Annotated in this window: 23 protein-coding genes and 1 tRNA gene; 16 read left to right on the top strand and 8 right to left on the bottom strand. The window is 74.4% G+C overall.

What is annotated here, in order from left to right; translation table 11 throughout:
• Positions 1 to 1,355: ATP-binding protein (locus QWZ14_RS14490; RefSeq protein ID WP_290317420.1), on the bottom strand; the 1,355-nt coding region annotated here is incomplete at its 3' end.
• Between the two features lie 314 nt (positions 1,356 to 1,669).
• Between QWZ14_RS14490 and QWZ14_RS14495 the strand changes: the two genes are divergently transcribed.
• The 9 genes from QWZ14_RS14495 (at position 1,670) to QWZ14_RS14535 (ending at position 13,181) form a co-directional block, all read left to right on the top strand.
• Positions 1,670 to 3,604, top strand: coding sequence for a methyl-accepting chemotaxis protein (locus tag QWZ14_RS14495; RefSeq protein ID WP_290317421.1), 1,935 nt, complete (start codon positions 1,670 to 1,672; stop codon positions 3,602 to 3,604).
• A 5-nt stretch (positions 3,605 to 3,609) separates the two neighbouring features.
• Positions 3,610 to 5,022: a chemotaxis protein CheW gene (locus QWZ14_RS14500; RefSeq protein ID WP_290317422.1), complete on the top strand. Its 1,413-nt coding sequence runs from the start codon at positions 3,610 to 3,612 to the stop codon at positions 5,020 to 5,022.
• A complete protein-coding gene (gene cheB, locus QWZ14_RS14505; protein WP_290317423.1) occupies positions 5,019 to 6,173 on the top strand; it encodes a chemotaxis-specific protein-glutamate methyltransferase CheB in 1,155 nt (384 codons plus the stop codon). The genes QWZ14_RS14500 and cheB overlap by 4 nt, the downstream gene beginning before the upstream one ends.
• Positions 6,170 to 7,030, top strand: coding sequence for a CheR family methyltransferase (locus tag QWZ14_RS14510; RefSeq protein ID WP_290317424.1), 861 nt, complete (start codon positions 6,170 to 6,172; stop codon positions 7,028 to 7,030). The genes cheB and QWZ14_RS14510 overlap by 4 nt, the downstream gene beginning before the upstream one ends.
• Positions 7,030 to 8,997, top strand: a complete 1,968-nt coding sequence (locus QWZ14_RS14515) for a chemotaxis protein CheA (RefSeq protein ID WP_290317425.1) — start codon at positions 7,030 to 7,032, stop codon at positions 8,995 to 8,997. Before QWZ14_RS14510 ends, QWZ14_RS14515 begins: the two co-directional genes overlap by 1 nt.
• Entirely contained in the window at positions 8,994 to 9,251 is a 258-nt protein-coding gene (locus tag QWZ14_RS14520; protein WP_290317426.1) for a hypothetical protein, read from the top strand. Before QWZ14_RS14515 ends, QWZ14_RS14520 begins: the two co-directional genes overlap by 4 nt.
• A gap of 108 nt (positions 9,252 to 9,359) precedes the next feature.
• Positions 9,360 to 9,743 carry a response regulator gene (locus tag QWZ14_RS14525; RefSeq protein ID WP_290317427.1) on the top strand — a complete coding sequence of 128 codons (384 nt, stop codon included), beginning with the start codon at positions 9,360 to 9,362 and terminating at the stop codon, positions 9,741 to 9,743.
• Positions 9,740 to 10,390 carry a chemotaxis protein CheX gene (locus QWZ14_RS14530; protein ID WP_290317428.1) on the top strand — a complete coding sequence of 217 codons (651 nt, stop codon included), beginning with the start codon at positions 9,740 to 9,742 and terminating at the stop codon, positions 10,388 to 10,390. Before QWZ14_RS14525 ends, QWZ14_RS14530 begins: the two co-directional genes overlap by 4 nt.
• Entirely contained in the window at positions 10,380 to 13,181 is a 2,802-nt protein-coding gene (locus tag QWZ14_RS14535) for a PAS domain-containing protein (protein ID WP_290317429.1), read from the top strand. The genes QWZ14_RS14530 and QWZ14_RS14535 overlap by 11 nt, the downstream gene beginning before the upstream one ends.
• A gap of 7 nt (positions 13,182 to 13,188) precedes the next feature.
• Here the strand turns inward: QWZ14_RS14535 and QWZ14_RS14540 are convergent, their stop codons facing one another.
• From QWZ14_RS14540 to QWZ14_RS14555, 4 genes are all read right to left on the bottom strand, one after another.
• A complete protein-coding gene (locus QWZ14_RS14540) occupies positions 13,189 to 13,524 on the bottom strand; it encodes a DUF6295 family protein (protein ID WP_290317430.1) in 336 nt (111 codons plus the stop codon).
• A gap of 11 nt (positions 13,525 to 13,535) precedes the next feature.
• Positions 13,536 to 14,285 carry a dienelactone hydrolase family protein gene (locus tag QWZ14_RS14545; protein ID WP_290317431.1) on the bottom strand — a complete coding sequence of 250 codons (750 nt, stop codon included), beginning with the start codon at positions 14,283 to 14,285 and terminating at the stop codon, positions 13,536 to 13,538.
• A 97-nt stretch (positions 14,286 to 14,382) separates the two neighbouring features.
• Positions 14,383 to 15,858, bottom strand: a complete 1,476-nt coding sequence (locus QWZ14_RS14550) for an amidase (RefSeq protein WP_290317433.1) — start codon at positions 15,856 to 15,858, stop codon at positions 14,383 to 14,385.
• A gap of 75 nt (positions 15,859 to 15,933) precedes the next feature.
• Positions 15,934 to 16,656, bottom strand: a complete 723-nt coding sequence (locus tag QWZ14_RS14555; RefSeq protein WP_290317434.1) for a glutathione S-transferase — start codon at positions 16,654 to 16,656, stop codon at positions 15,934 to 15,936.
• A 108-nt stretch (positions 16,657 to 16,764) separates the two neighbouring features.
• Here QWZ14_RS14555 and QWZ14_RS14560 point away from each other — a divergent pair, with 108 nt between their 5' ends.
• The 5 genes from QWZ14_RS14560 (at position 16,765) to QWZ14_RS14580 (ending at position 21,527) form a co-directional block, all read left to right on the top strand.
• A complete protein-coding gene (locus QWZ14_RS14560) occupies positions 16,765 to 17,985 on the top strand; it encodes a polyhydroxyalkanoate depolymerase (RefSeq protein WP_290317435.1) in 1,221 nt (406 codons plus the stop codon).
• A 51-nt stretch (positions 17,986 to 18,036) separates the two neighbouring features.
• Positions 18,037 to 18,546, top strand: coding sequence for a DUF421 domain-containing protein (locus QWZ14_RS14565; RefSeq protein WP_290317436.1), 510 nt, complete (start codon positions 18,037 to 18,039; stop codon positions 18,544 to 18,546).
• Between the two features lie 63 nt (positions 18,547 to 18,609).
• Positions 18,610 to 19,899: an NCS2 family permease gene (locus QWZ14_RS14570; RefSeq protein ID WP_290317437.1), complete on the top strand. Its 1,290-nt coding sequence runs from the start codon at positions 18,610 to 18,612 to the stop codon at positions 19,897 to 19,899.
• A gap of 3 nt (positions 19,900 to 19,902) precedes the next feature.
• On the top strand, positions 19,903 to 20,559 hold the full coding sequence (locus QWZ14_RS14575; RefSeq protein WP_290317439.1) for a polysaccharide deacetylase family protein: 657 nt from the start codon (positions 19,903 to 19,905) through the stop codon (positions 20,557 to 20,559).
• The gene (locus tag QWZ14_RS14580; protein WP_290317440.1) at positions 20,556 to 21,527 is read left to right on the top strand and encodes a Bug family tripartite tricarboxylate transporter substrate binding protein; all 972 of its coding nucleotides are present in this window, start codon (positions 20,556 to 20,558) and stop codon (positions 21,525 to 21,527) included. Before QWZ14_RS14575 ends, QWZ14_RS14580 begins: the two co-directional genes overlap by 4 nt.
• 171 nt (positions 21,528 to 21,698) lie before the next feature.
• On the opposite strand, the gene QWZ14_RS14585 is transcribed toward QWZ14_RS14580, so the two are convergent.
• The 3 genes from QWZ14_RS14585 to QWZ14_RS14595 form a co-directional block, all read right to left on the bottom strand.
• Positions 21,699 to 22,163 carry a hypothetical protein gene (locus QWZ14_RS14585; RefSeq protein ID WP_290317442.1) on the bottom strand — a complete coding sequence of 155 codons (465 nt, stop codon included), beginning with the start codon at positions 22,161 to 22,163 and terminating at the stop codon, positions 21,699 to 21,701.
• Between the two features lie 94 nt (positions 22,164 to 22,257).
• Positions 22,258 to 22,791, bottom strand: coding sequence for a hypothetical protein (locus QWZ14_RS14590; RefSeq protein ID WP_290317444.1), 534 nt, complete (start codon positions 22,789 to 22,791; stop codon positions 22,258 to 22,260).
• Positions 22,792 to 22,873: 82 nt separating this feature from the next.
• Positions 22,874 to 22,949: transfer RNA gene (locus QWZ14_RS14595), tRNA-Ala, on the bottom strand.
• Between the two features lie 151 nt (positions 22,950 to 23,100).
• Here QWZ14_RS14595 and QWZ14_RS14600 point away from each other — a divergent pair.
• Positions 23,101 to 23,811 (top strand): CoA transferase subunit A, encoded by a 711-nt coding sequence (locus QWZ14_RS14600; RefSeq protein WP_290317445.1) that lies wholly within the window; start codon positions 23,101 to 23,103, stop codon positions 23,809 to 23,811.
• An 11-nt stretch (positions 23,812 to 23,822) separates the two neighbouring features.
• On the top strand, positions 23,823 to 24,473 hold the full coding sequence (locus tag QWZ14_RS14605) for a CoA transferase subunit B (protein ID WP_290317446.1): 651 nt from the start codon (positions 23,823 to 23,825) through the stop codon (positions 24,471 to 24,473).
• Positions 24,474 to 24,634 lie beyond the last annotated feature (161 nt).

The following is a 24,634-nucleotide window of genomic DNA, read 5'->3' on the forward strand; positions in this document are numbered from 1 at the left end:
CACAGCGTGGCGACGGTGCCGGCGCCCGGCGCGCTCCGCAGGGCGAAGGCGCCGCCGGACTGCGCCGCCAGGCCCTGCACCATCGGCAGACCGAGGCCGGTGCCGCGGCCGATCCCCTTGGTCGTGAAGAAGGGCTCGGTCGCCCGCGCCAGGGTCTCGGCATCCATCCCGCTGCCGTGGTCGGCGACCGCGAGGGCGAGGTAGCATCCCGGCGCCAGCCCCGGGACCTCGCCGGCGCCGAGGCGCTGCGGCTCGGCGGTGATGTCGATGGTGCCGCCGTCCGGCATGGCGTCGCGCGCGTTCTGCGCCAGGTTCAGCAGCGCCAGCTCCAGCTGGTTGGCATCGACGCAGGCGGCGGCGAGCCCGGGCGGGAAGCGGGTCCGCAGCACGTGCGCCGGGCCGAGCGACTGGCGCAGCAGGTCGGACATGCCCTGCACCAGCCGCGGGAGGTCGACGGCGGCGGGATGCAGGGTCTGGCGCCGGCTGAAGGCCAGCAGGCGCTGCGTCAGCGCCGCGCCGCGCGTCGCCCCCTCCGCGGCGTTGTCGAGCAGCCGGGCGATCCGCGCGTCGCAGGGCGGCAGGCGCTTGCGCAGCAGCGCCAGGCTGCCGAGGACCACGGTCAGCAGGTTGTTGAAGTCGTGCGCGATGCCGCCGGTGAGCTGGCCGATCGCCTCCATCTTCTGGGCCTGCCGCAGGCTCGCCTCGGTGGTGCGGTGCTCGGCCACCTCGGCGCGCAGCCGGGCGTCCAGCGCCTCGAGTTCCCGGCGCTGCTCGAGCAGCGCGACGCGCAGCCGCTGGTACTCGCCGAACTGCGCGCTGGAGCGGCGGCAGCTGATGGTCAGCGCCAGCAGGAAGACGCCGATCATCGCGCCCGCCGCCAGGCCGCGGCCGGTGCCCTCCGCGGCGAGGCGGCCGGCGATCGGGCCGCCGGCGCAGAGGGTGAAGCACAGCACCGTCGGCAGGTGGGCGTAGTGCAGCGCGGCCGCCCCGGCGCACATCCCGCCGACGACGAAGACCCAGAGCATCTGGTGCGTCTCGGAGGCCGGCCAGAGCCAGGCCGCGCCGCCGCCCCAGAGCAGCCCCGCCAGGGCGGCCAGGATGCAGCCGGCCGCCTCCCAGCGGGCCAGCCGCGCCGCCGGGGCGGCGTCCCGCGCATGCGCCCGCCAGGCCAGCAGCCGCAGCGCGCCGAGGCCGAGGCCGGCCGCGAACCAGGCGGCCAGCCCGGCCGGCGGCAGCACGGCGCCGAGCAGCGCGACCATGATCGCGGCATTGACCACCGAGACGCCGACCGCCAGCGGCACCTGCCGGAACACCGTCGCCAGCCGCTCGGCCCGGATCTCTAGCGCCGGCGACATGCACAGGCCCGCCCCGCTGCTGGTTGCCGATGCGATACGTCGCGGTGCGACAGGTCCCGGCAAGTCATGGCGCAGTCGCCTTTGTTGCAGGCGGTGCCAGCAGGCGCCGAAGGCCGGTTCCGACCCGGTGGCGGGTGCTTGCACCAAAGAACGGCAAGAACGTTACTTACACCATCATCAACCAAATGCGATATAACCCCATTGGTTGATGCATCCATCACGTTCTGCAATCGATACCCATGTGGTCCGGTGTCGCGTGATGCGTTCCGGGGCCGGACATGGTAGTGCGGGGCCTCCCGTCCGCGGAGCGTGGTATGGCCCTGGTCAAGACTGCCGACATCAGCCGCCTCGGCGTCGCGGCGCCCGCCAGGCCGGCGGTCGAGGCGAACGTCGCGCCCAGGGCCGGCCAGGTCCAGCGGCGCGGCCAGGACCGGGCGCGCGCCCGCCGGGAGAAGGCCGCCGAACGCATCGGCGGGGCGACCGAGGAGCTGGCCGCCGGCATCACCGAGGCCGGCGCCGCGGCCGAGCAGCTGCGCCAGGCGCTCGAGCAGATCGCCGCCGCCGCCGAGGAGACCGCCGGCGCCTCGCAGCAGTCGCAGGCGGCGATCGACAGCCTGGTCGGCGCCTTCTCGCAGGCCCGCGGCCGGGCCGAGCAGTCGCGGCGCAAGGCCGATGCGCTGCAAACCCTGCTGACCGAGGTGGGCGTCGAGATCGATGCCTCCACCGGCTGGTTCCAGGACAACGCGGCGCGGCAGATCCGCTCGGTCGAGGTGGTCACCACCCTCGAGCAGCAGGTCGGCAGCATCGACGAGATCACCACCACCATCGGCGACATCGCCGACCAGACCAACCTGCTCGCCCTCAACGCCGCCATCGAGGCCGCCCGCGCCGGCGAGCAGGGCCGCGGCTTCGCCGTCGTGGCCGACGAGGTCCGCGCCTTCGCCGAGACCTCCGAGCGCAGCGCCGGGGAGGTGCAGGGCATCACCGACGCGATCCGCGCCGAGGTCCTCGAGATCGCCGCCCGCATCAAGGCGATGGCGACCCAGGCCCAGGCGGATGCCGAGGCCGGCCGCGGCGTGGTCGCCACGCTCGAGACCGTGCGCGGCGAGATGCACGTCATCGCCGAGGTCGCCCAGGCCGTGCTGCTCGCCGCGGTCGAGGCCGACGCCAGCGCCCGCGAGGCCCAGCGCGGCGCCGAGAAGGTGGCCAGCGCCGCCGAGCAGCAGGCCGCGGCCGCGGCCGAGGCGCAGCGCGCCGTGCAGCAGCAGCGCACCGCCCTCGACCAGAGCCAGCAGGCGGCGCAGTCCCTGGCCGGGCTGGCGGCCGAGCTGCAGGCCGGCGCCGCCAGCGCCTCCCGCATCGAGCACATCGCCTCCGCCGCCGAGGAGCTCTCGGCCACCGTCCAGGAATTGTCCGGCGCCGCCGGCGAGATCATGATCGCGATCGACCAGGTCAGCCGCGGCGCCCAGGCCCAGGCCGGCACGACCCAGGACTCGACCACGGCCATGGCGCAGATCGAGGCCGCCGCCAGCGCGACCGACACCGCCGCGGCCGGCGCCGGGGCGCGCATGGCGAAGGTCGCGCCGCTGCTGGCCGAGGGCCGCGACGCCATCGCCCGGCTCGGCGGCAGCATCGACGCCGCCCTGCGGGATGCCGAGGCGGTCGGCGCGCTGATCGCCTCGGTCGAGGGCGCCGGCCGCCGCATCGGCAAGATCGTCGACCGCATCGCCCTCGTCGCGGTGCAGACCAACATGCTGGCGGTCAGCGGCGCGGTCGAGGCGGCCCGCGCCGGGGAGGCCGGGCGCGGCTTCGCCACCGTCTCGACCGACATCCGCAACCTCGCGCGGGATTCCGCCGAGAACGCCGACCGCATGAAGGACGTCGTCCGCCTCATCGGCGACCAGGTCGCCGCGGTGCAGCGCGAGCTGCTGCAGATCGCCGGCGCCTCCCGCGCCGAGCGCAGCAAGAGCGAGGCGATCGTGCAGCGCCTGGCCGCCGCCATCGCCGACACCGCCGGGCTGCGCGCCGGCGCCGAGGAGATCCGCACCGGCGCGGGCGCGATCAGCGCCTCGATCCGCGAGGTCCTGACCGGCACGCGGCAGATCGCCGTCGCCGCCGAGGAGGCCGGCAGCGCCGCGATCGAGGCCGCCGCCGCCGCCCGGCAGCAGGCCCGCGGCACCGAGGACCTCGCCGTGGCGATCGAGGAGATCGCCGGCCTGGCCGACGAGCTGAACGGCACGGACGGCTGAGGCCCATGGGCACCGCCGCCGCCGGGGTGACGGCCACCGAGGTGCTGTGCTTCCGCGTCGCCGCGGAGACCCTGGCGCTGCCCGCCGCCGAGGTGGCCGAGATCATCCGCCTGCGCCCGGTCACCCGGCTGCCGCAGGGCCCGGCCAGCCTGCTCGGCCTCATCGCCCTGCGCGGCGGCATCCTGCCGGTGGTCTCGCTGGCCGGGCTGCTCGGCCTGGCCCAGGCCGCGGCCACCCCGGCCGCGCGCATCATCGTCCTGCAGCGGGGCCAGCGGGTCGGGCTGCTGGTCGATGCGGTGGCCGGCCTGGCGCCCGCCGCCGGGCAGCGGCGCCTCGAGCTCGCGCCGCTGCTGGCGCGGGACTTCGCCCAGGCGCTGCGCCGGGCCGAGGCGCCGCCGCCGGCCCCAACCGCCGCGCCGGCCGCCGCCCCGGAGCAGGCCCTGGCGCTGCTCGGCTTCACCCTGGCCGGGCAGCACTATGCCCTGCCGCTCGAGCGGGTGCTCGAGGTCGCCCGGATGCCGGCCGAGGTCACCGGCCTGCCGGCGGCGGATGCCGCCATGACCGGGGTGATGCAGCGCCGCGGCGGGCTGCTGCCGCTGGTCTCGCTGCGGGCGCTGCTCGGGCTGCCGGCGCCGGACCGGCGGGAGGCCCGGATCATCGTCGCCCGGCTCGGCGGGCGGCCGGGCGGGCACCGGGTCGGTCTGGTGGTGGATGCGCTGCAGGCCATCTGGCGGGTGCCGGGCGAGGCGGTGGAGCCGGTGCCGGCGGTGCTCACCCGCGGCGCCGGCGAGGCCCGCATCGAGGCCATCGTCCGCCACGACGGCGGCCGGCGGCTGGTCTCCATCCTCTCGACCGAGGGGCTGTTCGACCCGGCGACCGCCGCCCGCCTGCTCACCGGCCCCGACCAGGACGCGCATGCCATGACCAGCGAGGACGGCACCGCCGAGGGGCAGCAGTTCATCCTGTTCCGCCTGGGCGCGGAGCACTACGGCCTGCCCGTCGCCACGGTGGACGAGGTGATCCGCCACCCCCCTGCCCTCACCCGGGTGCCGCGGGCGCCGGACTTCCTGCTGGGGGTGATGACCCTGCGCGGCCGGGTGGTGCCGGTCATCGACCAGCGCCGGCGCTTCGAGGTCGCCGGCCAGGCCGGCGGCCGCGGCCGCATCATCGTCGTCACCGTCGACGGGCTGCAGGCCGGCTTCGCGGTGGATGCCGCCAGCGAGCTGCGCCGCATCGCGGCCGCCGAGATCGCGCCGGTGCCCGCGCTGGGCGACGAGGCCGGCGGCCAGGTCTTCGACCGCGTCGCCACCCTCGCCGGGGATGGCCGCATGGTGCTGCTGATCGAGCCCCGGGCGCTGCTCGACCGGGCGGAGCGCGACCTGCTGGCCGGCATCGCCGCCGCCGTGCCCGCCGCGTGATCCGGCTTCTTGTCGTCGATGATTCGGCGCTGATGCGCCGGCTGCTGGCGACGGTCTTCGCCGGCGAGGCCGACTTCACCCTGGCCTTCGCCCGCGACGGGCTGGAGGCGCTGGCCTGCCTCGCCGAATTCCGGCCGGACGTGATCACCCTCGACATCCACATGCCGCGGCTGGACGGGCTCGCCTGCCTCGACCGCATCATGCTCGAGCGGCCCTGCCCGGTGGTCATGGTCTCGGCCATGACCGAGGCGGGGGCCGACGCGACGCTGGAGGCGATGCAGCTCGGCGCGGTGGACTTCATCGCCAAGCCGGCGGGCGCCATCTCGCTGGCGATCGACGAGCTCGGGCCGCTGCTGGTGCGCAAGGTCCGCGCCGCCGCGCAGGCCCGGCTCCGCCGCTCGCTGCGGCTGGCCGAGCGGGTGCGGCATGCCGTCGCACCGCTGGTGCGCGAGACCGTCGCACCGCTGGTGCGCCAGGGCGTTCCGCCGCCCGGCGCCGCCCGGGCGGCGGAACCGCGGCCCCAGCCCCAGCCCCAGCCCCAGGCCCTGCCCCAGCCCCTGCCCCGCCCGCAGGCCGCGCCGGACCGCGTCGTGCTGGTGGGCACCTCGACCGGCGGCCCGCCGGCGCTGGATGCCCTGCTCTCGCCGCTGCCGGCGGATTTCCCCTGGCCCATCCTGGTCGCCCAGCACATGCCGGCGGTCTTCACCGGGCCGCTGGCGCGGCGGCTGGACCGGCTCTGCGCGCTGACGGTCGAGGAGGTGGTCCGGCCGCAGCCGCTGCGGCCCGGCCATGTCTACATCGGCCGCGGCGATGCCGACATCGTCCTGGCGATGCGGCCCGGCGGCCCGGTGGTCCAGGCCGCCCCCGCGCTGCCGGGCTATCCCTGGCATCCCAGCGTCGACCGGCTGGTGAACTCGGCGCTGCAGCACCTCGGCGCGCCGCGGCTGGTCGGGGTGCTGATGACCGGCATGGGCCACGACGGCGCCGCGGCCATGACCCGGCTGCGCGCCGGGGGCGGCCGCACCATCGCCGAGGCCGAGGAGACCGCGGTGGTCTGGGGCATGCCGGGCGAGCTGGTCCGGGCCGGCGGCGCCGAGGCGGTGGTGCCGCTCGAGGCCATCGCCGCGACCCTGCTGGGCTGGCTGCGATGAACGACGCGCCGCCGGCCGGCCCCGGCGCCCTGAGCGCGGAGGAGCTGGAGCGGCTCTGCCAGCTGGTCTACCGCAGCACCGGCATCGCCTACGGCGAGGCCAAGCGCTACTACGTCGAGCGCCGGCTGATCCAGCGCATGGCGGCGACCGGGACGCCGAGCATCGCCGGCTACCTCGCCCTGCTGCGCGCCGGCGGGCCGGAGCTGGAGCAGCTCATCAACAGCTTCACGGTCAACGAGACCTACTTCTACCGGGAGCTGCACCAGCTCGAATGCCTCGGCCGGTCGCTGCTGCCCGAGATCGTCGCCCGGCGCGGCCCCGGCGACCTCGTGCGGATCTGGTCGGTGCCGTGCTCGACCGGCGACGAGCCCTATTCCATCGCGCTCTGGCTGCTGGAGAACTGGCCGCTGGTCGATGCCTACCACATCGAGATCGTCGGCTCCGACATCGACACCCAGGCGCTGGCCGCGGCGCTGGCCGGGGATTTCGGCGAGCGGGCGCTGGCCCGGCTCGGACCCGAGGTGCTGGAGCAGTACTTCGAGCCGGCGCGGGACGGCCGCCGCCGCATCATCCGGGACCTGCGGGAATCGGTGCACTTCACCCGGGCCAACCTGGTGGATGCGGCCAGCGTCGCCGCCCAGGGCCGCTTCGACGTCATCTTCTGCCGCAACGTGCTGATCTACTTCGACGAGGCCTCACGCCTCCTGGCCGCGCAGCACCTGCTGGAGGCGCTCAACCCCGGCGGCTTCCTCTGCCTCGGCCACAGCGAGTCGATGGCCCGCATCTCGGAGCGCTTCACCCTGCGCCGCTTCGCGGATGCCATCGTCTACCAGCGGCCCCTCGCGGCGGCCGGCTGATGGACGAGCTGCTCGAGCAATTCCTGGTCGAGGCGCCGGAGCTGGTGGAGCAGGCGGCCGAGGACCTGCTGGCGCTCGAGCGCGACCCGGCCGACGCCGCCCGGCTCGAGAGCGCCTTCCGCGCCTTCCACACGCTGAAGGGCTCGGTGGCGCTGTTCGACCTCGCCCCGCTGGGCCGGGTGCTGCATGCGGCGGAGGACCTGCTGGGCGCGGTGCGGGAGGGCCGGCGCCCGGCCGACCGGATGCTGTGCGACGCGCTGCTCGGCTGCCTCGATGCCGCCGGGCGCTGGATCGGCGGCCTCGGCCACGGCGGCGCGCTGCCGGCCGCCGCGGCGGCCGAGGCCGGGCGGCTCGAGGCCGGGCTGCGCCGGCTGCTGGCCCCGGCGGGGGAAGCGCCCGCCGCGCCCTGGCTGCCCGCCCTGCTGGCGCGGGAGGCGGCCGCGGTGGCCGCGGCGCGGGCGGCGGGCCTGCCGCTGACCGCGCTGCGCTTCCTGCCCGCCGCGGACTGCTTCTTCCTCGGCGAGGATCCCGTCGCCCTGCTGCGCACGCTGCCGGGGCTGGCCGCGCTGCACCTGGCGCTGCGCGAGCCCTGGGCGGCGGAGGCCGTCGAGCCCTTCACCTGCAACCTGGCGATCGAGGCGCTGAGCACCGCCCCCGCCGCGGCGCTGCGCCAGGCGCTGCGCTTCGTCGCCGACCAGGCCGAGCTGGTCGCGCTGCCCGAGGCAGCGCCCGAGGCGCCGCCCGAGCCGCCGGCCGAGCCGCCGCCGGAGCCGGAGGGCGAGGCCGCCACGCGCAGCCTGCGGGTCGATGCCCGGCGGATCGACGGGCTGCTCGACCTCGCCGGCGAGCTGGTGGTGGCGCGCAACGCCCTCGCCCAGGCGACCGCCCGGGCCGCCGCCCGGGACCCGGCGCTGCGCCAGGCGCTCGGCCCCGGCGAGGCGGAGCTGGAGCGCGTCGTCCGCCGGCTGCACCGCGCCGTCCTCGACCTGCGGATGACGCCGCTGTCGCGCTGCTTCCGCCGCTTCCCCCGGCTGGTGCGGGAGACCGCCGCCCGGCTGGGCAAGAGCATCGAGCTCGAGATCCTGGGCGAGGCGGTGGAGGCGGACAAATCCCTGGTCGACGGGCTGTTCGAGCCGCTGCTGCACGTGCTGCGCAACGCCATCGACCATGGGGTGGAGCCGGCCGCCGCCCGCCTCGCCGCGGGCAAGCCGGCGGCCGGGCGGCTGCGGCTCGAGGCGCGGCGGGAGGGCGACCGGATCCTGGTCCTGGTCGCCGACGACGGCGGCGGCCTCGATGCCGCCCGCCTGCGCCAGGCGGCGAAGCAGCGGCGGCTCCTGCCGGCGGCGGCGATCGACGCGCTGGACGACGCCGCCGCGGCCGACCTCGTCTTCGCCCCCGGCTTCTCCACCGCCGCGGCGGTGACCGAGCTGTCCGGCCGCGGCGTCGGGATGGCCGCGGTGCGCAGCGCGGTGGAGGGCATGGGCGGCCGCGTCACCCTGGCCAGCCGCCCCGGCCGGGGTGCGACGGTGCGCATCGCCCTGCCGCGGGCGGTGGTCGTCACCACCGTGCTGACCGTCCGGCTCGGCGAGGAGGATTTCGGCATCCCGATCGATGCGGTGCTGGCGACCGCCCGCATCCCGCTCGGGGACATCCAGCGGCTCCGCCACGGCGAGGCCTTCGTGCGCCAGGACCGCACCATCCCGCTGCTGCGGCTGGCCGGCCTGCTGCGGCGGCCGGCGCCGCCGCGCCGCGGCCGGCACGCCCAGGTGCTGATCGCCGATTGCGCCGGCCAGCCGGTCGGGCTCGAGGTGGATGGCGTCGCCGGGCGGCTGGACGTGCTGCTGCGGCCGCTGGACGGGCTGCTCGCCGGCATGCCCGGCCTGCTCGGCGCGGCGCCGCTGGGCGACGGCCGGGTGCTGATCGTGCTCGACCTGCCGGAGCTGGTCGGCGCGGAGCCGGCGGCATGAGCGTGGCGCTCGAGGACGGCGCCATCCGGCTGCGCGGCGCCTCCGCGGTCGAGGATGCCGAGGCCCTGCTGGCCCTGCTGCAGGCCGAGCCGCGGCGGCCGGTGGACCTGCGGGCGGCGGAGGGGCTGCATGCCTCGGTCGTCCAGGTCCTGCTGGCGCTGCGGCCCGAGGTCCTCGGCCCGGCGGCCGACCCCTTCGTGACCCGCTGGCTGCTGCCCCTGCTGGCCGGGCCGCCGCGGCCTGAGCCAAATTGATGCAATACGGCAACGCCGTCCTGTCAATGTGCCGGCGGTGCGGCTACGACATGGCCGCGGTGCGGACCTTCCCGGCATGAGCGCGTGCGGGCGCGACGGAGCGATGACATGGCCACGGTGATCCTGATCGTCGACGACAGCAAGCTGGCCCGGCTGGTGGCCGGCAGGACGGTCCGCGCCCTGCAGCCGGACTGGGAGCGGCTGGAGGCCGGCAACGCCGAGGAGGCGCTGGCGATCGTCGCGGCGCAGCAGGTCGACGTCGCGCTGCTCGACTTCAACATGCCCGGCATGGACGGGCTGGAGCTGGCGGCGGCGCTGCGCGCGCGGCGCCCGGCCATGCCGCTGGCGCTCATCACCGCCAACATCCAGGACGAGGTCATCGCCCGCGCCCGCGCGGTGGGCGCCGCCTTCGTCGCCAAACCGCTGACCGAGGACGGGCTGCGCGGCTTCCTCTCCGGCGCCGCGCTGCGGCTGCGGGTCGCCCCGCAGTGACCTCGACCGAGGCGGTGCTGACCGAGCTCGAGCGGGACGCGCTGACCGAGCTGGTGAACATCGGCGTCAGCCGCGCCGCGGTCGGGCTGCGCCGGATGGTGGGGGAGCAGGTGCTGCTCTCGGTCCCCTCCATCGAGCTCATCAGCCAGCGCATCGCCGCGGCGCTGGTCGGCGAGCGCGAGGGCCAGGAGCTGATCGCCGTGCGGCAGGGCTTCGCCGGCGTCTTCTCCGGCCAGGCGATGCTGATCTTCCCCCAGGCGAAGAGCCTGCAGCTGGTCCGCGCGGTGGTCGGGGAGGAGATGCCCGAGGACGCGCTCGGCGAGATCGAGCAGGAGGCGCTGGCCGAGACCGGCAACGTCATCCTGAACGGCTGCCTCGCGACCATGGCCAACATGCTGCGCCAGCCGCTGAGCATGTCGCTGCCGGAGGTGCTGCGCGGCGACGGCGAGCGGCTGTTCCGCCCCGCCGCGGTGGCCGGGCAGGACGACCTGGTGCTGTTCCTCTACATCAATTTTTCCCTGCTCGACCGCGAGATCCGTGGCTATATCGCGTTGATCATGGACCTGCCGTCGCTGGCGACGCTGCGGGCGCTGATCCAGGACTTCATCACCCGCGTCATGAACGACGACACCGGCCATGCCATCTGAAGCCCTGCCGATCGGCATCGAGGACCTGCGGCCGCTGGCCGGCGCCATGTTCCTGGCGCTGGAACGCTCCGGCCTGGCCATGGTGGTCGCCGCGGCCGATGCCCCCGACCTGCCCATCGTCTTCACCAATGCCGCCTTCACCCGCCTCACCGGCTATGCCGCGGCCGAGGTCGCCGGGCGCAACTGCCGCCTGCTGCAGGGCCCCGGCACCGACCGGACGACCGTGGCGCGGGTCCGCCTCGCGCTGCGGGCGGGGCAGCCGGCGGAAGCCGAGATGCTCAACTACCGCCAGGACGGCACCCCCTTCTGGTGCCACATGAGCATCACCCCGGTGGCGGGCGAGACCGGCTGCCTGCGCTACTTCGTGGCGACGCTGAGCGACGTCACCGTGGCCCAGTACGCCGCCTCCTCCCAGGCCCGCTCCGACGAGCGCTACCGACGGCTCGACGAGACCAACCTGCGGCTGCAGGCGACGCTGGCGATGTCCGGCACCGCGGCGGGCTGGGACTGGCACATCGCGGACCGCCGGCTCTTCGGCGACGCGCGCTTCGCCGCGCTGCACGGCCTCGACCCGGAGGCGATGGCGCGGGGCGTCGGCACCGCCGCCTTCTTCGCCGCCATCCATCCGGAGGACCAGGCCCGCATCCGCCTCGCGGTCGGCGGCATGCTGCGCGGCGCCGAGGTCTTCTCGAAGGAGTACCGCCTGCTGCTGGCCGACGGGCCGGTGCGCTGGGTCCAGGCCCGCGGCCGCTGCGAGCTGGACGAGCAGGAGCGGCCGGCGCGCTTCGTCGGCGCGCTGGTCGACATCACCGAGCAGAAGCGCGTCGAGGAACAGCTCCGCATCGCCCAGACGGCCGGCGGCGTCGGCGCCTTCGAATACGTCGACGGCTTCGCCACCGTCTCGGTCTCCCCGCAATTCTGCCACCTGCTGGGGCTGCAACCGGCCCGCGACCTGCCGCTGGCCACGGTGAACGCGCTGGTGCTGCCGCCGCATCCGCTGATCATCGACCCCGGCGCCCGGCCCCTGCCCGGCCCGGCGCCGCCGCTGGAGTGCGAGTTCACCCGGCCGGACACCGGGGAGGTGCGCTGGCTGACGCGGCGCGGCGAATTCCTCCGCGACGCCGACCGGTCGGGGCTGCGCTTCGTCGGCGTCATCTACGACGTCACCGCGGCGAAGCGCACCGAGGCGGCGCTGCGCACCCTGGCCGAGACGCTGGAGACCCAGGTGGCGGTGCGCACCGCCGAGCGCGACCGGCTCTGGGAGTTCAGCGAGGACCTGCTGGTGGTCGCGGAATACGACGGCTGCCTGCTGCGGGTCAGCCCCTCCTGGCAGCGCCTGCTCGGGCGGGACGAGGCGGCGCTGCTGCGGACCCGCTTCATCGACCTGGTGCATCCGGAGGACCGGCCGGCCATGGCCGCGGCGCTGGCGCGCATGCGCTCGGGCAACCTCTCGGCGCGGGTCGAATGCCGGCTGGCGGCGGCGGGGGAGGAGGCCTGGCGCTGGATCGCCTGGACCCTGGCGCCGGAGCCCGGCAGCCTGCGGCTGAGCGGCGTCGGCCGCGACGTCACCGCCGAGAAGGCCCAGGCCGAGGCGCTGCGGCAGGCCGAGGACGCGCTGCGGCAGTCCCAGAAGATGGAGGCCGTGGGCCAGCTCACCGGCGGCATCGCGCACGACTTCAACAACCTGCTCGCCGGCATCACCGGCAGCCTGGAGCTGATCCGCACCCGCATCGGCCAGGGCCGGCTGGCGGACGTCGACCGCTACCTGGTCGCCGCCCACGGCGCCGCCAAGCGCGCCGCCGCCCTGACCCACCGGCTGCTCGCCTTCTCCCGGCGGCAGACGCTCGACCCCAAGCCGGTGAACATCAACCAGCTCATCCGCGGCATGGAGGAGCTGATCGGCCGCACCGTCGGCCCGGCGATCCGCCTGCAAGTGGTGGAGGCGCCCGAGCTCTGGACCACGCTGGTCGACCCCAACCAGCTCGAGAACGCGCTGCTCAACCTCTGCATCAACGCCCGCGACGCCATGCCCGACGGCGGCCGGCTGACGATCGAGACGCGCAACGTCAGCCTGGCCGCGGAGGCCGCCTGGGACCGCGACCTGCCGCCGGGCGAATACCTGCTGCTCTCGGTCACCGACACCGGCAGCGGCATGCCGCCCGAGGTGGTCAAGCGCGCCTTCGATCCCTTCTTCACCACCAAGCCGCTGGGCGTCGGCACCGGCCTCGGGCTCAGCATGATCTACGGCTTCACCCGGCAGTCCGGCGGCCAGGTCCGCATCGTCTCCGAGGTCGGCGTCGGCACCATGATGAAGCTCTACCTGCCGCGGCACGACGGCCGGGCCGAGCCTGCCGACGCCGCCGCGGAGGCGGAGCTGCCGCAGCGCGCCAGGCAGGGCGAGACCGTGCTCGTCATCGACGACGAGCCGACGGTGCGGATGCTGGTGACCGACGTGCTGCGCGACCTCGGCTACACCGCCATCGAGGCGGAGGACGGCCCGGCCGGGTTGAAGGTGCTGCGCTCGGCGGCCCGCATCAGCCTGCTGGTCACCGACGTCGGCCTGCCCGGCGGCATGAACGGCCGGCAGGTGGCGGATGCCGGGCGGGTCCTGCGGCCGGACCTCAAGGTGCTGTTCATCACCGGCTACGCCGAGACCGCGGCCACCGGCGGCAGCCTGCTCGACGCCGGCATGCAGATGCTGACCAAGCCCTTCGCCATGGATGCCCTGGCCCGGAAGATCGCGGCCATGCTGGAGGAGCCGCCGGCGCCGGCGGGCGACCGCCGGCGCTGACCGCCGGCTAGCCCACCTGCCGCAGGCGCGGCCCCTCGCCCCGGCCCATACCCTGGCCCTGGCCCTGGCCCTGGCCGCGCACCTCGGCCTCCTCGACTTCGGCGGCGGCGATGGCGCGGTCGAGCGCGGCGCGCAGCTCCTTCGCGGTCTCGAGGCTCAGCTCGACCCCGGCCCGCGCCGCCGGGCCGCGGCCCGGGTTGAGGAAGTCGAGGGTGATGACGTCGCCCAGCGGGGCATGGCGCGCGTGGTCGTAGGCGACGACCGCCTGCGCCAGCGGGAACCAGGCGTCGCCGCGCTGGGCCATGCCCTCGGCGCGGGCGATCTCGACGATCGAGGTGCACATGCGCCGCGCCCCTATCGCGCCAGGTGCCGGCCGAGGAAGCCGAAGACCTTGCCCCAGCCGTCCATCGCCTGCTCCGGCCGGTACAGCGGGCGGTGCCAGTAGAAGAAGCCGTGGCCGGCGCCGTCGTAGCGGTGGAATTCGTAATCCTTGCCGTGCTGCTTCAGCGCCGCCTCGTGGCGGTCGACCTGCTCCGGGCTCGGGGCGCGGTCGTCGTTGCCGAAGAGGCCGAGCAGCGGGCAGCGCAGGTCCTTGGTCAGGTCGATCGGCGCGACCGGGGTCCTGGCGTTCAGCTCCTCCGCGCCCATCACCACCCGGCCGCCCCAGAGGTCGACGCAGGCATCGACGTCCTGGCGCTGCGAGGCATAGAGCACCGCGTGCCGGCCGCCCGAGCAGGAGCCGAACAGCCCGACCTTGCCGTTGTGCTGCGGCTGCGCCCGCATCCAGGCGACCGCGGCGGCGGTGTCGCCGACCATCTGCGCATCGGGGATGCCGCCCTCGGCCCGCACCTTGGCGGCGACGTCGTCCGGGTCGCCCTCGCCCGCGCGCTCGTAGAGGTTGGCGCAGACCGCCAGGTAGCCATGGTGGGCGAAGCGGCGCGTGGTCTCGATGTAGAACTCGCTCCAGCCCGGCAGGTGGTGCACCAGCACCACGCCGGGGAAGGGCCCGGGGCCGGCGGGCCGCGCGACATAGGCGGTGATCGGGGTGCCCCGGTCGCCGGTGAGGGTGATGTTCTCGCAGGTCATGCCTCGGTAGAACGCCATCGCTTTCCTCCCTGGTCCCGGCCCGCGAGTATTCGACGATCACCCGGGGGGCGCAATGCCGCCGCCTCCGGCGCGGCGTCCGCGGTCCGGCCCGCCGTCAGGCCGCGGCCACGTGCACCCCGGGCCGCCGGCCGCCGTTCCACCGGCCGCCGAGCGCGCGCTCCACCTGCGCCGCGAGCTGCAGCAGCAGCCCGTCGTTCGCCTGCCGCGCCTGCGCCTGGATGCCGAGCGGCAGGCCGTTCTCCTGCGCCGCCATCGGCAGCGAGATGCCGGGGATGCCGGCGAGATTGGCCAGCGGCGTATAGGCGAAATTGCGCCAGAGGTTGCCGAACCAGTCGAGCACCGAGGGATTGTCGCTGAGGGTCAGGTATTCCGTGGTGCCGATCGGCGGCGTCGGCAGCGCGGTGACCGGCGTGAGGATGATGTCCCAGGCCTCGAAGAACTCGCCGAAGGCGCGCGACGTCGCGTTGAAGGCCGCCTGCATCCGCGCCCGCTCGGTGTAGGAGGTATCGAGCCCGGCTTCCCAGATCCGCACGTTGATCGGCTCGACCAGCCCCCCGGGCGGCCGGTCCAGCCCATGCTGCGCCAGCAGGTTCGCCACGGTCTGGGCGAAATTGCTGATGTAGCAAGTGGTCTGCGCGGCGAAGGCGGCGCGGAAGTCGACCGCCGGCAGCGCCCAGTCCACGTGGTGGCCGAGCCCTTCCAGTAGCCGCCCGGCGCGTTCCAGCTCGGCCACGAAATGCGGCGTGGCGCGGTAGTCGCCCCATTCGTGCGACAGCGCGATCCGCAGCCGCGGCGGATCGCGCTGGATCAACCGGGAATAGGGCTCGGCCGGCTGCCAATAGGGCATGAACTCGCCAGGGGCGCCGCCGCGGCAGGCATCGACGAAGGCGGCGGTGTCGCGCACGCTGCGGCTGTGGCAGCCCTGGGTCGAGACCAGCCCGCTGAGGTCGGAGGCGCCCGGCGCGATGGAGAAGACCCCGCGCGACGGCTTCAGCCCGATGTTGCCGCAGGCCCCGGCGGGGATGCGGATGGAGCCGCCGCCGTCGGTCGCATGCGAGATCGGCAGCACCCCCGCCGCCACCATCGCCCCGGTGCCGGCGGAGGAGCCGTTGGTGGTGAAGCCGGTGTCCCACGGGTTGCGGGTGACATAGACCGCCGGGTTCTCGGCCGCGCTGCAGCAGCCGAATTCCGGCGTGGTGCTGCGGCCGATGACGTTCAGCCCGGCCTGGCGGATGCGCCCGGCGAGGAAGCTGTCGGCGGCGGCGCGGTTGCCGCGCATCAGCAGCGAGCCCATCTCCTGCAGCCGGCCGCGCAAGGTCGGGCCGAGGTCCTTCATCAGGTAGGGCACGCCGGCGAAGGCGCCGGCCGGGTCCATGCCGTCCCGCAGCGGGTCGGCCACCACATCCTCGAAGACCTCGACCACGCCGCTCAGGGTGGGGTTGAGGCGGGCGATGCCGGCGGCGGCCTGGGCGGCCAGCTCCGCCGGGGTCACCTGCCCGGCGCGCACCAGCCCGGCCAGCGCCGTGGCGTCCTGCCCGGCCCATTCATCCCAGCTCAGCGGCAAGCTCATGTCACGCATCCGTTCCAGGGTTCGGCCCCAGCGCTAGCGCAAACCCCGCGCGGTTTGAAGGGGAGGGGCCGCCGCTCAGAACTCCGCGTCGAACTCCAGCTCGGTGATCCGCGCCTCCGGCTCCTCCCTCGCCGCGGCGATCCATTCCTGCACGTCGGGCCAGGCGAGGATGGTGCGGGCATAGGCCTCGCAGGGCGCATCGAGGGTCACGTCGTAGGTGCGGCAGCGCAGCACCACCGGGGCGTACATGGCATCCGCCAGGGAGGGCCGCGCGCCGAACAGCCAGGGGCCGCCCCAGGTGGCGAGGCAGTCGCGCCAGAGCTTGCAGATCCGCTCGATGTCCGCCCGCGCCGCCGACCAGACGGTGAAGCCCGGCACCTGGGCACGCAGGTTCATCGGCAGCGAGGAGCGCAGCGCATGGAAGCCGGCATGCATCTCGCCGCAGATGGCGCGGCAGCGGGCGCGGGCCAGCCTATCGGCCGGCAGCAGCCCGGCCTCGGGCCGCAGCTCGTTCAGGTATTCCGCCATCCCGAGGGTGTCCCAGATCTCGGCGCCGTCGTGCCGCAGGCTGGGGATCAGGATGGAGGAGGATTGCAGCAGCAGCTCCGCCCGGGTCGCGGGATCGTCGGGGGAGACCGTCTCGGCGGTGAAGGGCAGGCCGGACAGCCGCAGGATGAGCCAGCCCCGCATCGACCAGGAGGAATAGTTGCGGCTGCTGATCCGCAGCACGGCGGCCGGGGAGGTGGCCCGGGAGGCGGCCCTGGAGGCGGCTGGCCTGCGACGCTTCGTCTCCGACATGCCGAACTCCTCAACTGCGGTCGCGAGGTTAGCAGCGCCTTCCCGGTTGCGGAATGGCGCTCTGCTGTCACCATGGGCCCGCCGCAGGGGCGGCGCGACAGGAACCGCATGATCTACCAGATGCTCCAGGCCGGGCAGGATGTGCTTTCCCCGATGCGGCTCCTCGCCCGCGGGATGGGTGGAATCCTCTCCCGGGTGGACCAGGCGCATCCGGCCTTCGAGGGGCTGCGCCTGCTGCGCGGCGCGATGGAGACCTTCGGCCATGCCGGCATCGCCGGCCGCCGCCCGGCCTTCGACATCGGCCCGGTGCGGGTCGGCAACCGGCTGGTCGAGGTCGAGGAGGAGGTAGTCGCGGCGACGCCCTTCGCCAGCCTGCTGCATTTCCGCAAGGACGTCGACGTGACCCTGCCGCGGGTGCTGGTGGTGGCGCCGATGTCCGGCCACTTCGCCACCCTGCTGCGCGGCACCGTGCAGGTGCTGCTGCAGGACCACGACGTCTACATCACCGACTGGCACAACGCCCGCGACGTGCCGCTGGACGAGGGCCGCTTCGGGCTCGACGAATTCGTCGCGCACATCATCCGGTTCATGGAAGCCATCGGGCCGGGCGGGCATGTGCTGGCGGTCTGCCAGCCGGTGGTCGCGGTGCTGACCGCCGTCGCGGTCATGGCCGAGGACCACAACCGCGCCTCGCCCCGCTCGATGACGCTGATGGCCGGGCCGATCGACACGCGGCAGCACCCGACCAAGGTGAACGAGCTGGCCAATACCAGGCCGATCGAATGGTTCGAGAAGACCCTCATCGCCAGGGTGCCCTTCCGCTACCGCGGCGCCGGGCGGCGGGTCTATCCCGGCGCGCTGCAGCTCTCGGCCTTCATGGCGATGAACCTCGACCGCCACGTGAAGGCGCACCAGGACCAGCTCTGGAACATCGCCGACGGCCAGGTGGCCAAGGCGGCGATGCACCGGCGCTTCTACGACGAATACTTCGCGGTGATGGACCTGCCGGCCGAATTCTACCTCGAGACCGTCCGCACCGTGTTCCAGGAGCATGCGCTGCCGCGGGGGACGCTGACCTGGCGCGGCCGCCCGGTGCGGCCCGAGGCGATCCGCCGCACCGCGGTGATGACCGTGGAAGGGGAGCGCGACGACATCTGCGGCATCGGCCAGACCATGGCCGCGCTCGACCTCTGCCGCAGCGTGCCGGTCACCATGCGGCGCCACCACCTGCAGACCGGCGTCGGCCACTACGGCGTCTTCAGCGGCCGGCGCTACGCCCAGGCGATCTACCCGCGGGTGCGGGAGATGATCCAGGCGCACCAGGGCTGAACTCGCCGCCGGGGCGGGTGTTGCATCCGCCTCGGGGCAGGGGAGCGGCGCATGGGCGGGATCGGCTGGGAAGGGATGCTCGACCCGACCAATTCCCTGGTCAACAGCGTCATCCGCGGCAGCATCGTCTACCTCGCGCTGTTCGGCGTGCTGCGGATGATGCACAACCGGCGGTCCGGCAGCATCGGCCTCTCGGACCTGCTGCTGGTGACACTGGTCAGCGGGGCGGTGGAGAACAGCATGGTGGGCGAGGGGCGGTCGCTGACCGAGGGCGCGGTGGTCGCCGGCACCATCTTCTTCTGGTCCTTCGCCCTCGACTGGCTGGCCTTCCGCTTCCCCCGGCTGCGCTGGCTGGTGCGGTCCAAGCCGCAGACGGTCGTCGCGGAGGGGAAGGTCATCCATGCCGGGCTGCGGCGCGAATTGCTGACCCGGGACGACCTGCTGGCGCAGCTGCGGGAACAGGGGATCGACGATCTGGGGCAGGTGCGGCTCGCCTGCGTCGAGGCGAATGGCACCCTGAGCGTGCTGCTGCGGGATGAACCGGGGCCGGCCGGGGGCTAGAAAAGGGCTGGCACCGGGGCGGTTCGCGCCGCAGCGTGGCGCCTTGCGATTCGGGACGGCACGATGCTGGAAACACTCTTTCACCTGCGCGACCGCGGCACCACGCCGCGCACCGAGGTGCTGGCAGGCGCCACCACCTTCCTCACCATGGTCTATATCGCCGTGGTCAACCCGGCGATCCTGGCCCAGGCCGGCATCGATCCGGGCGCCGCCTTCGTCGCCACCTGCCTCGCCGCGGCCATCGGCTCGGCGCTGATGGGGCTGCTGGCCAACCTGCCCATCGCGCTCGCGCCGGGGATGGGGCTGAACGCCTATTTCACCTTCGCCGTGGTGCTCGGCATGGGCCTGTCGTGGCAGGTGGCGCTCGGCGCGGTCTTCCTCTCGGGGCTGCTCTTCCTCGCGGTCTCGCTGCTGCGGATCCGGGAATGGCTGGTGAACGGCATCCCGCTCTCGCTCAAGCTCGGCATCGCCGCCGGGATCGGCTTCTTCCTCGGGCTGATCGGGCTGAAGGGCATGGGGCTGGTGGTCGCCCATCCGGCGACGCTGATCGCCCTCGGCCCGCTGGGCGAGACCTCGACCCTGTTGGCCTGCCTCGGCTTCCTGCTGATCGCCGGGCTCTCGGCGCGGCGGGTGCCCGGCGCCATCATCCTCGGCATCGGCATCGTCGCGCTGCTCGGCGTGCCCTTCGGGCTGACCCGCTTCGCCGGCATCGCCAGCCTGCCGCCCTCCCTCGGCCCGAGCTTCCTGCAGCTCGACATCGCCGGCGCCCTGCAGCTCGGCGTGCTCGGGATCGTCTTCACCTTCTTCCTGGTCGACCTGCTCGACAACACCGGCACGCTGATCGCCACCACCCACCGCGCCGGGCTGATGCGGCCGGACGGCACGGTGCCGAACCTCGGCCGGGCGCTGCTCGCCGACAGCGGCGGGGCGATCGTCGGCTCGGTGCTCGGCACCTCGACCACCGTCAGCTACATCGAGAGCGCCTCGGGCATCCAGGCGGGCGGGCGCACCGGGCTGACGGCGGTGACCGCGGCGGTGCTGTTCCTCGCCGTGCTGTTCCTGGCGCCGCTGGCCACCGCCATCCCCGGCTTCGCCACCGCCCCCGCCCTGGTCTTCGTCGCCTGCCTGATGGCCCAGGCGCTGCGCGGCCTCGACTGGGACGAGGCCAGCGACTACGTCCCGGCGGTGCTCACCGCGCTGGCCATGCCCTTCACCTTCTCGATCGCCACCGGCATCGGCATCGGCTTCGTCACCTACGCCGCGCTCAAGCTGGCCGCCGGCCGGGCGGCCGAGGTCAGCGGCGCGGTCTGGCTGCTGGCGGCGCTCTGCGTGGTGAAATTCGCGGTGACCTGAGCGATGCAGCCGATCTGCCTGAGCTTCGACAACGGCCCCGAGCCCGAGGTCACACCGCGGGTGCTGGCGGTGCTGGCCCGCCGCCGCATCCCCGCGATGTTCTTCGTGGTCGGCGAGAAGCTGCGCGACCCCGCCGCCCGCGCCCTGGCCGAGCGCGCCCGGGCCGAGGGCTTCCCGGTCGGCAACCACACCCTCAGCCACGGCACGCCGCTCGGCCGCCGCGGCGGCGCCGAGGCGGTGGCCGAGATCGCCGCGGCCGATGCCCTGCTCGGCGGGCTGCGGGAGCCGGAGCGGCTGTTCCGCCCGAACGGCGGCGGCGGCGCGCTCGGCCCGCACCTGCTCAACGCCTCGGCGGCGGCGCATCTGCGGGCGGGCGGCCATACCGTGGTGCTGTGGAACGCGGTGCCGCGCGACTTCGCCGACCCCGACGGCTGGCCGGAGACGGCGCTGGCCATGGCCGCGGCGGCGACCGCGCCGCTGCTGATGGTGCTGCACGACCTGCCGAACGGGGCGATGCGCCACCTCGACCGGGTGCTGGGTCTGCTGGCGGACCGCGGCGTGGTATTCCTCGCCGGACCGCCCGCCGCCTGCGTGCCCCTGGCGGCCGGGGTCGCGGCACCCGGCTTGGCCGGCTACGTCTCGGAGGATTGCGCACCATGACACGACGGATGCTGCTGGGCGGCCTGCTGGCCCCGATGCTGCTGCCCGGGCTGCGGCCCGCCCGAGGCCAGGGCGTACCCCAGGGCGCTCCGGTCCGGCTGGTGGTGCCCTTCGCCGCCGGCACCACCACCGACATCCTGGGCCGCATCGCCGCCGCCGCCCTCGCGCGCGGGCTCGGCCAGCCGGTGGTGGTCGACAACCGCAGCGGCGCCGGCGGCACCATCGGCACCGCGGCGGTGGCCCAGGCGGCGCCCGACGGGCTGACCCTGCTGTTCGGCACCAGCGGCACCATGGCGACCAACCCGGCCATCATGCCCACTATCCCCTACGACCCGATCCGCGACTTCGCGCCGGTCGGCAGCGTCGCCCGCACCGCGGTGGTCTTCGGGGTGCGGCCGGCGCTGGGGGTCGCCTCGCTGGCCGAGTTCCTGGCGCTGGCGAAGCGCCGGGGCGCCTCGGTCGGCACCGCCGGCGCCGGGACCACCGGGCACCTGACCCAGGCCCTGCTCGAGCTGCGCAGCGGCGTGCCGACCACGCACGTGCCCTACCGCGACGGCGCCCGGGCGGTGACCGACCTGCTCGGCGGCACGCTGGATGCCATGGTCTACCACCCGCTCGGCTTCCTGCCGCATATCCAGGCCGGCAGCATCCGGCCGCTGGCGGTCACCGGCGCGGCGCGGCACTTCCTCTTTCCGGAGGTGCCGACCATGGCGGAGGCCGGGGTGCCGGGGGTGGTGGTCGAGGGCTGGTGGGGCCTGTATGCCCCGGCCCGGACGCCGGCGCCGCTGCTGGCGCGGCTGAACGGGCTGGTGGGCGCCATGCTGGCCGACCCCGCCACCCTGGCCGAGCTGCGGCGCCAGGGGCTGGAGGTGATGGGCGGCACGCCCGAGGCGCTGGGCGCACTCACCCAACAGGAGCTCAAGGCGCAGCGCGAGCTGGCGCAGGCGGCGGGCATCACCGCCGACTAGCCGGTGCCTTGGCCGCCCGCGGGCGTGATCCGCCCTCGCGCGGCTGTGGCTGTCGCCGGCCGCGGCAGTTCCGGCATGTAGGCCGGGCGGGGCGGGCTGGGCAGATTCCAGCGGCAGGGCGATCCGTCTCAACGACCTGCCACCCCCGCACCACCGGCTGGCGACATGGCCCTAGTGGAGGGGCGTCTCCGCCGCCCCGGCCGGATGCTCCTCCCGCCAGAGCCCGAGGCCGATGAGGCTCCCGGCCGCCAGCAGCACCAGGGTGCCCCAGCCGGGATCGACCCAGGGCGCGGCGTTGCCGCTGTGCCGCACCAGCAGCGCCCGCGCCTCCGTTCCGGGGCTGACCCCGGCGGCCAGCGCCGCCAGCGGCGGCACGAAGAGCATGACGATCGCCGCCACCGTCACCGGCAGCCGCAGGTGCCGCCACCGCGGCACCCAGTGCACCGCCAGCGCCGCGGCCAGGGCGGCAAAGAGCAGCAGGGTGGTGACCGGCACCACCTGCCAGCTCGAGAGCCCGAGCAGCGCCCGGTCGGCCGAGCGCACATGCAGCGCCGGCAGGTAGAGGGCGGTGACCGTGGCCAGGGCGACGCCGCCCAGCAACAGCGCCATGACGGCGCGATCCGTGGTTCGATCCATGATGCAGCCTCCCGTCCGTCGCTCGTTTCCCGGCGATCGGTGGCGGCATGCTAATCGATTCCGATGCCGGAATGGCAAGAGTCTTGCGACGGCGTCACCCGGGTTGACCGGCGGCGGCGGCGATCCGCGCCGGATCCAGCACGCCCTTGGCGCCCCAGCCGCGGACATCGGCCGGCACCTCGGGGCGGAAATGCTCGTACAGCCGGAAGCCGACCCGCTCGAGCTCCGCCGGCGCCATCCCGCCGGCCAGCGCCTCCATGGCCGCCCGCACCTCCGCCAGACGCGGGCCGAAGGCCCGGGCGACATAGGCCGCGACCGGCGCGGCGGGCGCCGGCCTGCCGTCGCTCTCGGCCAGCACCACCCCGTCGGCATCCCGGGTCAGCACGATCCGCCGCCCCAGCAGCCGCAGCGTGTCGCCCGCCGCCGCGGCGGGGCGGTCCCGGCCGCCCTCGGCCTCCCCGGCGAGGCCGAGGCGCCGCGCCTTGGCCCGGGCCGCGGTGCCGGCGACGACGCCGGCGAGGCTCCAGGCCGTGGCGGCGGGATGGCCGAGCCGCCGCGCCACCACGGCGGCCCAGAGGGTGAGGACGGGGGCGCGGTTGACCCGGATGGGGGAGGGGGTTTCGGTCATCGCGGGGAACAACGCCCGCGCCGGCGCATCGCCGCATGGAAAAAGGGCCCGGTCGCTTGCGCGGCCGGGCCCTTTGCAACTCTGGTGGAGCCAGGCGGAATCGAACCGCCGACCTCTTGAATGCCATTCAAGCGCTCTACCAACTGAGCTATGGCCCCTCGGGAAGGAGGCGCCGTATAGCCGCGCCCCGCAGGCCGTGCAAGTCCCCCCGGGCAACTATTCTCCCGGCGGGCTCTCCCCCTTCCGCCCAGGCCCCCGGCCCTCTAGGTTGCCGCGGGAATTATGCCGGTGGGCAGGGAGCTTCGGCCGATGGGGAAGGTGTACCGGGATGCGCAGGATGCCCTCGCGGGCGTGCTCCGCGACGGGATGATGATCATGTCCGGCGGCTTCGGCCTCTGCGGCATCCCCTCGCTGCTGATCGGGGCGATCCGCGAGAGCGGCGTGCGCGACCTCACCATCGTCTCGAACAACGCCGGCATCGACGACGCCGGGCTCGGCCTGCTGCTGCAGACCCGCCAGGTGCGCAAGATGATCAGCAGCTACGTGGGGGAGAACGCCACCTTCGCCCGGCAATTCCTCGCCGGGGAGCTGGAGATCGAGTTCAACCCGCAGGGCACGCTGGCCGAGCGCATCCGCGCCGGCGGCGCCGGCATCCCGGCCTTCTACACCAAGACCGGCGTCGGCACCGCCGTGGCGGAAGGCAAGCCCACCGCCGAATTCGACGGCGAGACCTACGTGCAGGAACGCGGCATCGTCGCCGACCTCTCGATCATCCATGCCTGGAAGGGCGACGAGGAGGGCAACCTGATCTATCGCCGCACCGCGCGGAACTTCAACCCGATGATGGCCACCGCGGCGCGGATGACCGTGGCGCAGGTCGAGCACCTGGTGCAGCCCGGCGACCTCGACCCCGACCACATCGTCACCCCCGGCATCTTCGTGAAGCGGCTGGTCCAGGTCGGCCCGGGCTTCGAGAAGCGCATCGAGCAGCGCACCACCCGCAAGAAGCTGATGGCCTGAGGAGAGACGCAATGGCCTGGACCCGTGACCAGATGGCCGCCCGCGCGGCCCGCGAACTCGAGGACGGCTTCTACGTGAACCTCGGCATCGGCATCCCGACGCTGGTGGCCAACCACGTCCCGAGCAACGTCAACGTGCAGCTCCAGAGCGAGAACGGCATGCTCGGCCTCGGCCCCTTCCCCTACGAGGGGGAGGAGGACGCCGACCTCATCAACGCCGGCAAGCAGACCATCACCGCGCTGCCGACCAGCAGCTACTTCTCCAGCGCCGACAGCTTCGCGATGATCCGCGGCGGCCACATCGACCTCTCGATCCTCGGCGCGCTCCAGGTCGCGGCCAACGGCGACCTCGCCAACTGGATGATCCCGGGCAAGATGGTGAAGGGCATGGGCGGCGCCATGGACCTGGTCGCCGGGGTGAAGAAGGTGGTGGTGCTGATGGAGCATACCGCCGGCGGCAAGCCCAAGCTGCTGAAGGACTGCAGCCTGCCGCTGACCGGGGCGCGGGTGGTTGACATGGTCATCACCGAGCTCGGCGTCTTCACCCTGGCCCGCAAGGGCGAGACCGCGGTGACGCTGATCGAGCTGGCCCCCGAGGTGACGCTCGAGGAGATCACGGCGAAGACCGAGGCGCCCTTCACCGTGGCGCTGCGCAACGCCTGAGCCGGCGCGGCGCGGCGCGGCCCTCCGGCTGCGCCGGCCTTGCTTCCGGCGGCCGATCGATCTACAGGAATATTTGCCGAAGGCGCGATTCCGTCCGCGGTGCCGGCGATGGGCCGACAAACCCCTCAATTCTAAAATTCGGCGGCCGGAACCAAGCCTTT

The organism is Paeniroseomonas aquatica, assembly GCF_030409335.1.
Taxonomy (GTDB): domain Bacteria; phylum Pseudomonadota; class Alphaproteobacteria; order Acetobacterales; family Acetobacteraceae; genus Belnapia; species Belnapia aquatica.

Bases quoted from the DNA above. Each gene is read 5' to 3' on its own strand.
- QWZ14_RS14550 (WP_290317433.1), bottom strand. From the start codon at position 15,858: ATGAGCTTGCCGCTGAGCTGGGATGAATGGGCCGGGCAGGACGCCACG.
- QWZ14_RS14535 (WP_290317429.1), top strand. From the start codon at position 10,380: ATGCCATCTGAAGCCCTGCCGATCGGCATCGAGGACCTGCGGCCGCTG.
- QWZ14_RS14515 (WP_290317425.1), top strand. From the start codon at position 7,030: ATGGACGAGCTGCTCGAGCAATTCCTGGTCGAGGCGCCGGAGCTGGTG.
- QWZ14_RS14525 (WP_290317427.1), top strand. From the start codon at position 9,360: ATGGCCACGGTGATCCTGATCGTCGACGACAGCAAGCTGGCCCGGCTG.
- QWZ14_RS14565 (WP_290317436.1), top strand. From the start codon at position 18,037: ATGGGCGGGATCGGCTGGGAAGGGATGCTCGACCCGACCAATTCCCTG.
- QWZ14_RS14555 (WP_290317434.1), bottom strand. From the start codon at position 16,656: ATGTCGGAGACGAAGCGTCGCAGGCCAGCCGCCTCCAGGGCCGCCTCC.
- QWZ14_RS14500 (WP_290317422.1), top strand. From the start codon at position 3,610: ATGGGCACCGCCGCCGCCGGGGTGACGGCCACCGAGGTGCTGTGCTTC.
- QWZ14_RS14510 (WP_290317424.1), top strand. From the start codon at position 6,170: ATGAACGACGCGCCGCCGGCCGGCCCCGGCGCCCTGAGCGCGGAGGAG.
- QWZ14_RS14560 (WP_290317435.1), top strand. From the start codon at position 16,765: ATGATCTACCAGATGCTCCAGGCCGGGCAGGATGTGCTTTCCCCGATG.
- QWZ14_RS14580 (WP_290317440.1), top strand. From the start codon at position 20,556: ATGACACGACGGATGCTGCTGGGCGGCCTGCTGGCCCCGATGCTGCTG.
- QWZ14_RS14585 (WP_290317442.1), bottom strand. From the start codon at position 22,163: ATGGATCGAACCACGGATCGCGCCGTCATGGCGCTGTTGCTGGGCGGC.
- QWZ14_RS14495 (WP_290317421.1), top strand. From the start codon at position 1,670: ATGGCCCTGGTCAAGACTGCCGACATCAGCCGCCTCGGCGTCGCGGCG.
- QWZ14_RS14575 (WP_290317439.1), top strand. From the start codon at position 19,903: ATGCAGCCGATCTGCCTGAGCTTCGACAACGGCCCCGAGCCCGAGGTC.
- QWZ14_RS14590 (WP_290317444.1), bottom strand. From the start codon at position 22,791: ATGACCGAAACCCCCTCCCCCATCCGGGTCAACCGCGCCCCCGTCCTC.
- QWZ14_RS14540 (WP_290317430.1), bottom strand. From the start codon at position 13,524: ATGTGCACCTCGATCGTCGAGATCGCCCGCGCCGAGGGCATGGCCCAG.
- QWZ14_RS14570 (WP_290317437.1), top strand. From the start codon at position 18,610: ATGCTGGAAACACTCTTTCACCTGCGCGACCGCGGCACCACGCCGCGC.
- QWZ14_RS14600 (WP_290317445.1), top strand. From the start codon at position 23,101: ATGGGGAAGGTGTACCGGGATGCGCAGGATGCCCTCGCGGGCGTGCTC.
- QWZ14_RS14520 (WP_290317426.1), top strand. From the start codon at position 8,994: ATGAGCGTGGCGCTCGAGGACGGCGCCATCCGGCTGCGCGGCGCCTCC.
- QWZ14_RS14545 (WP_290317431.1), bottom strand. From the start codon at position 14,285: ATGGCGTTCTACCGAGGCATGACCTGCGAGAACATCACCCTCACCGGC.
- QWZ14_RS14605 (WP_290317446.1), top strand. From the start codon at position 23,823: ATGGCCTGGACCCGTGACCAGATGGCCGCCCGCGCGGCCCGCGAACTC.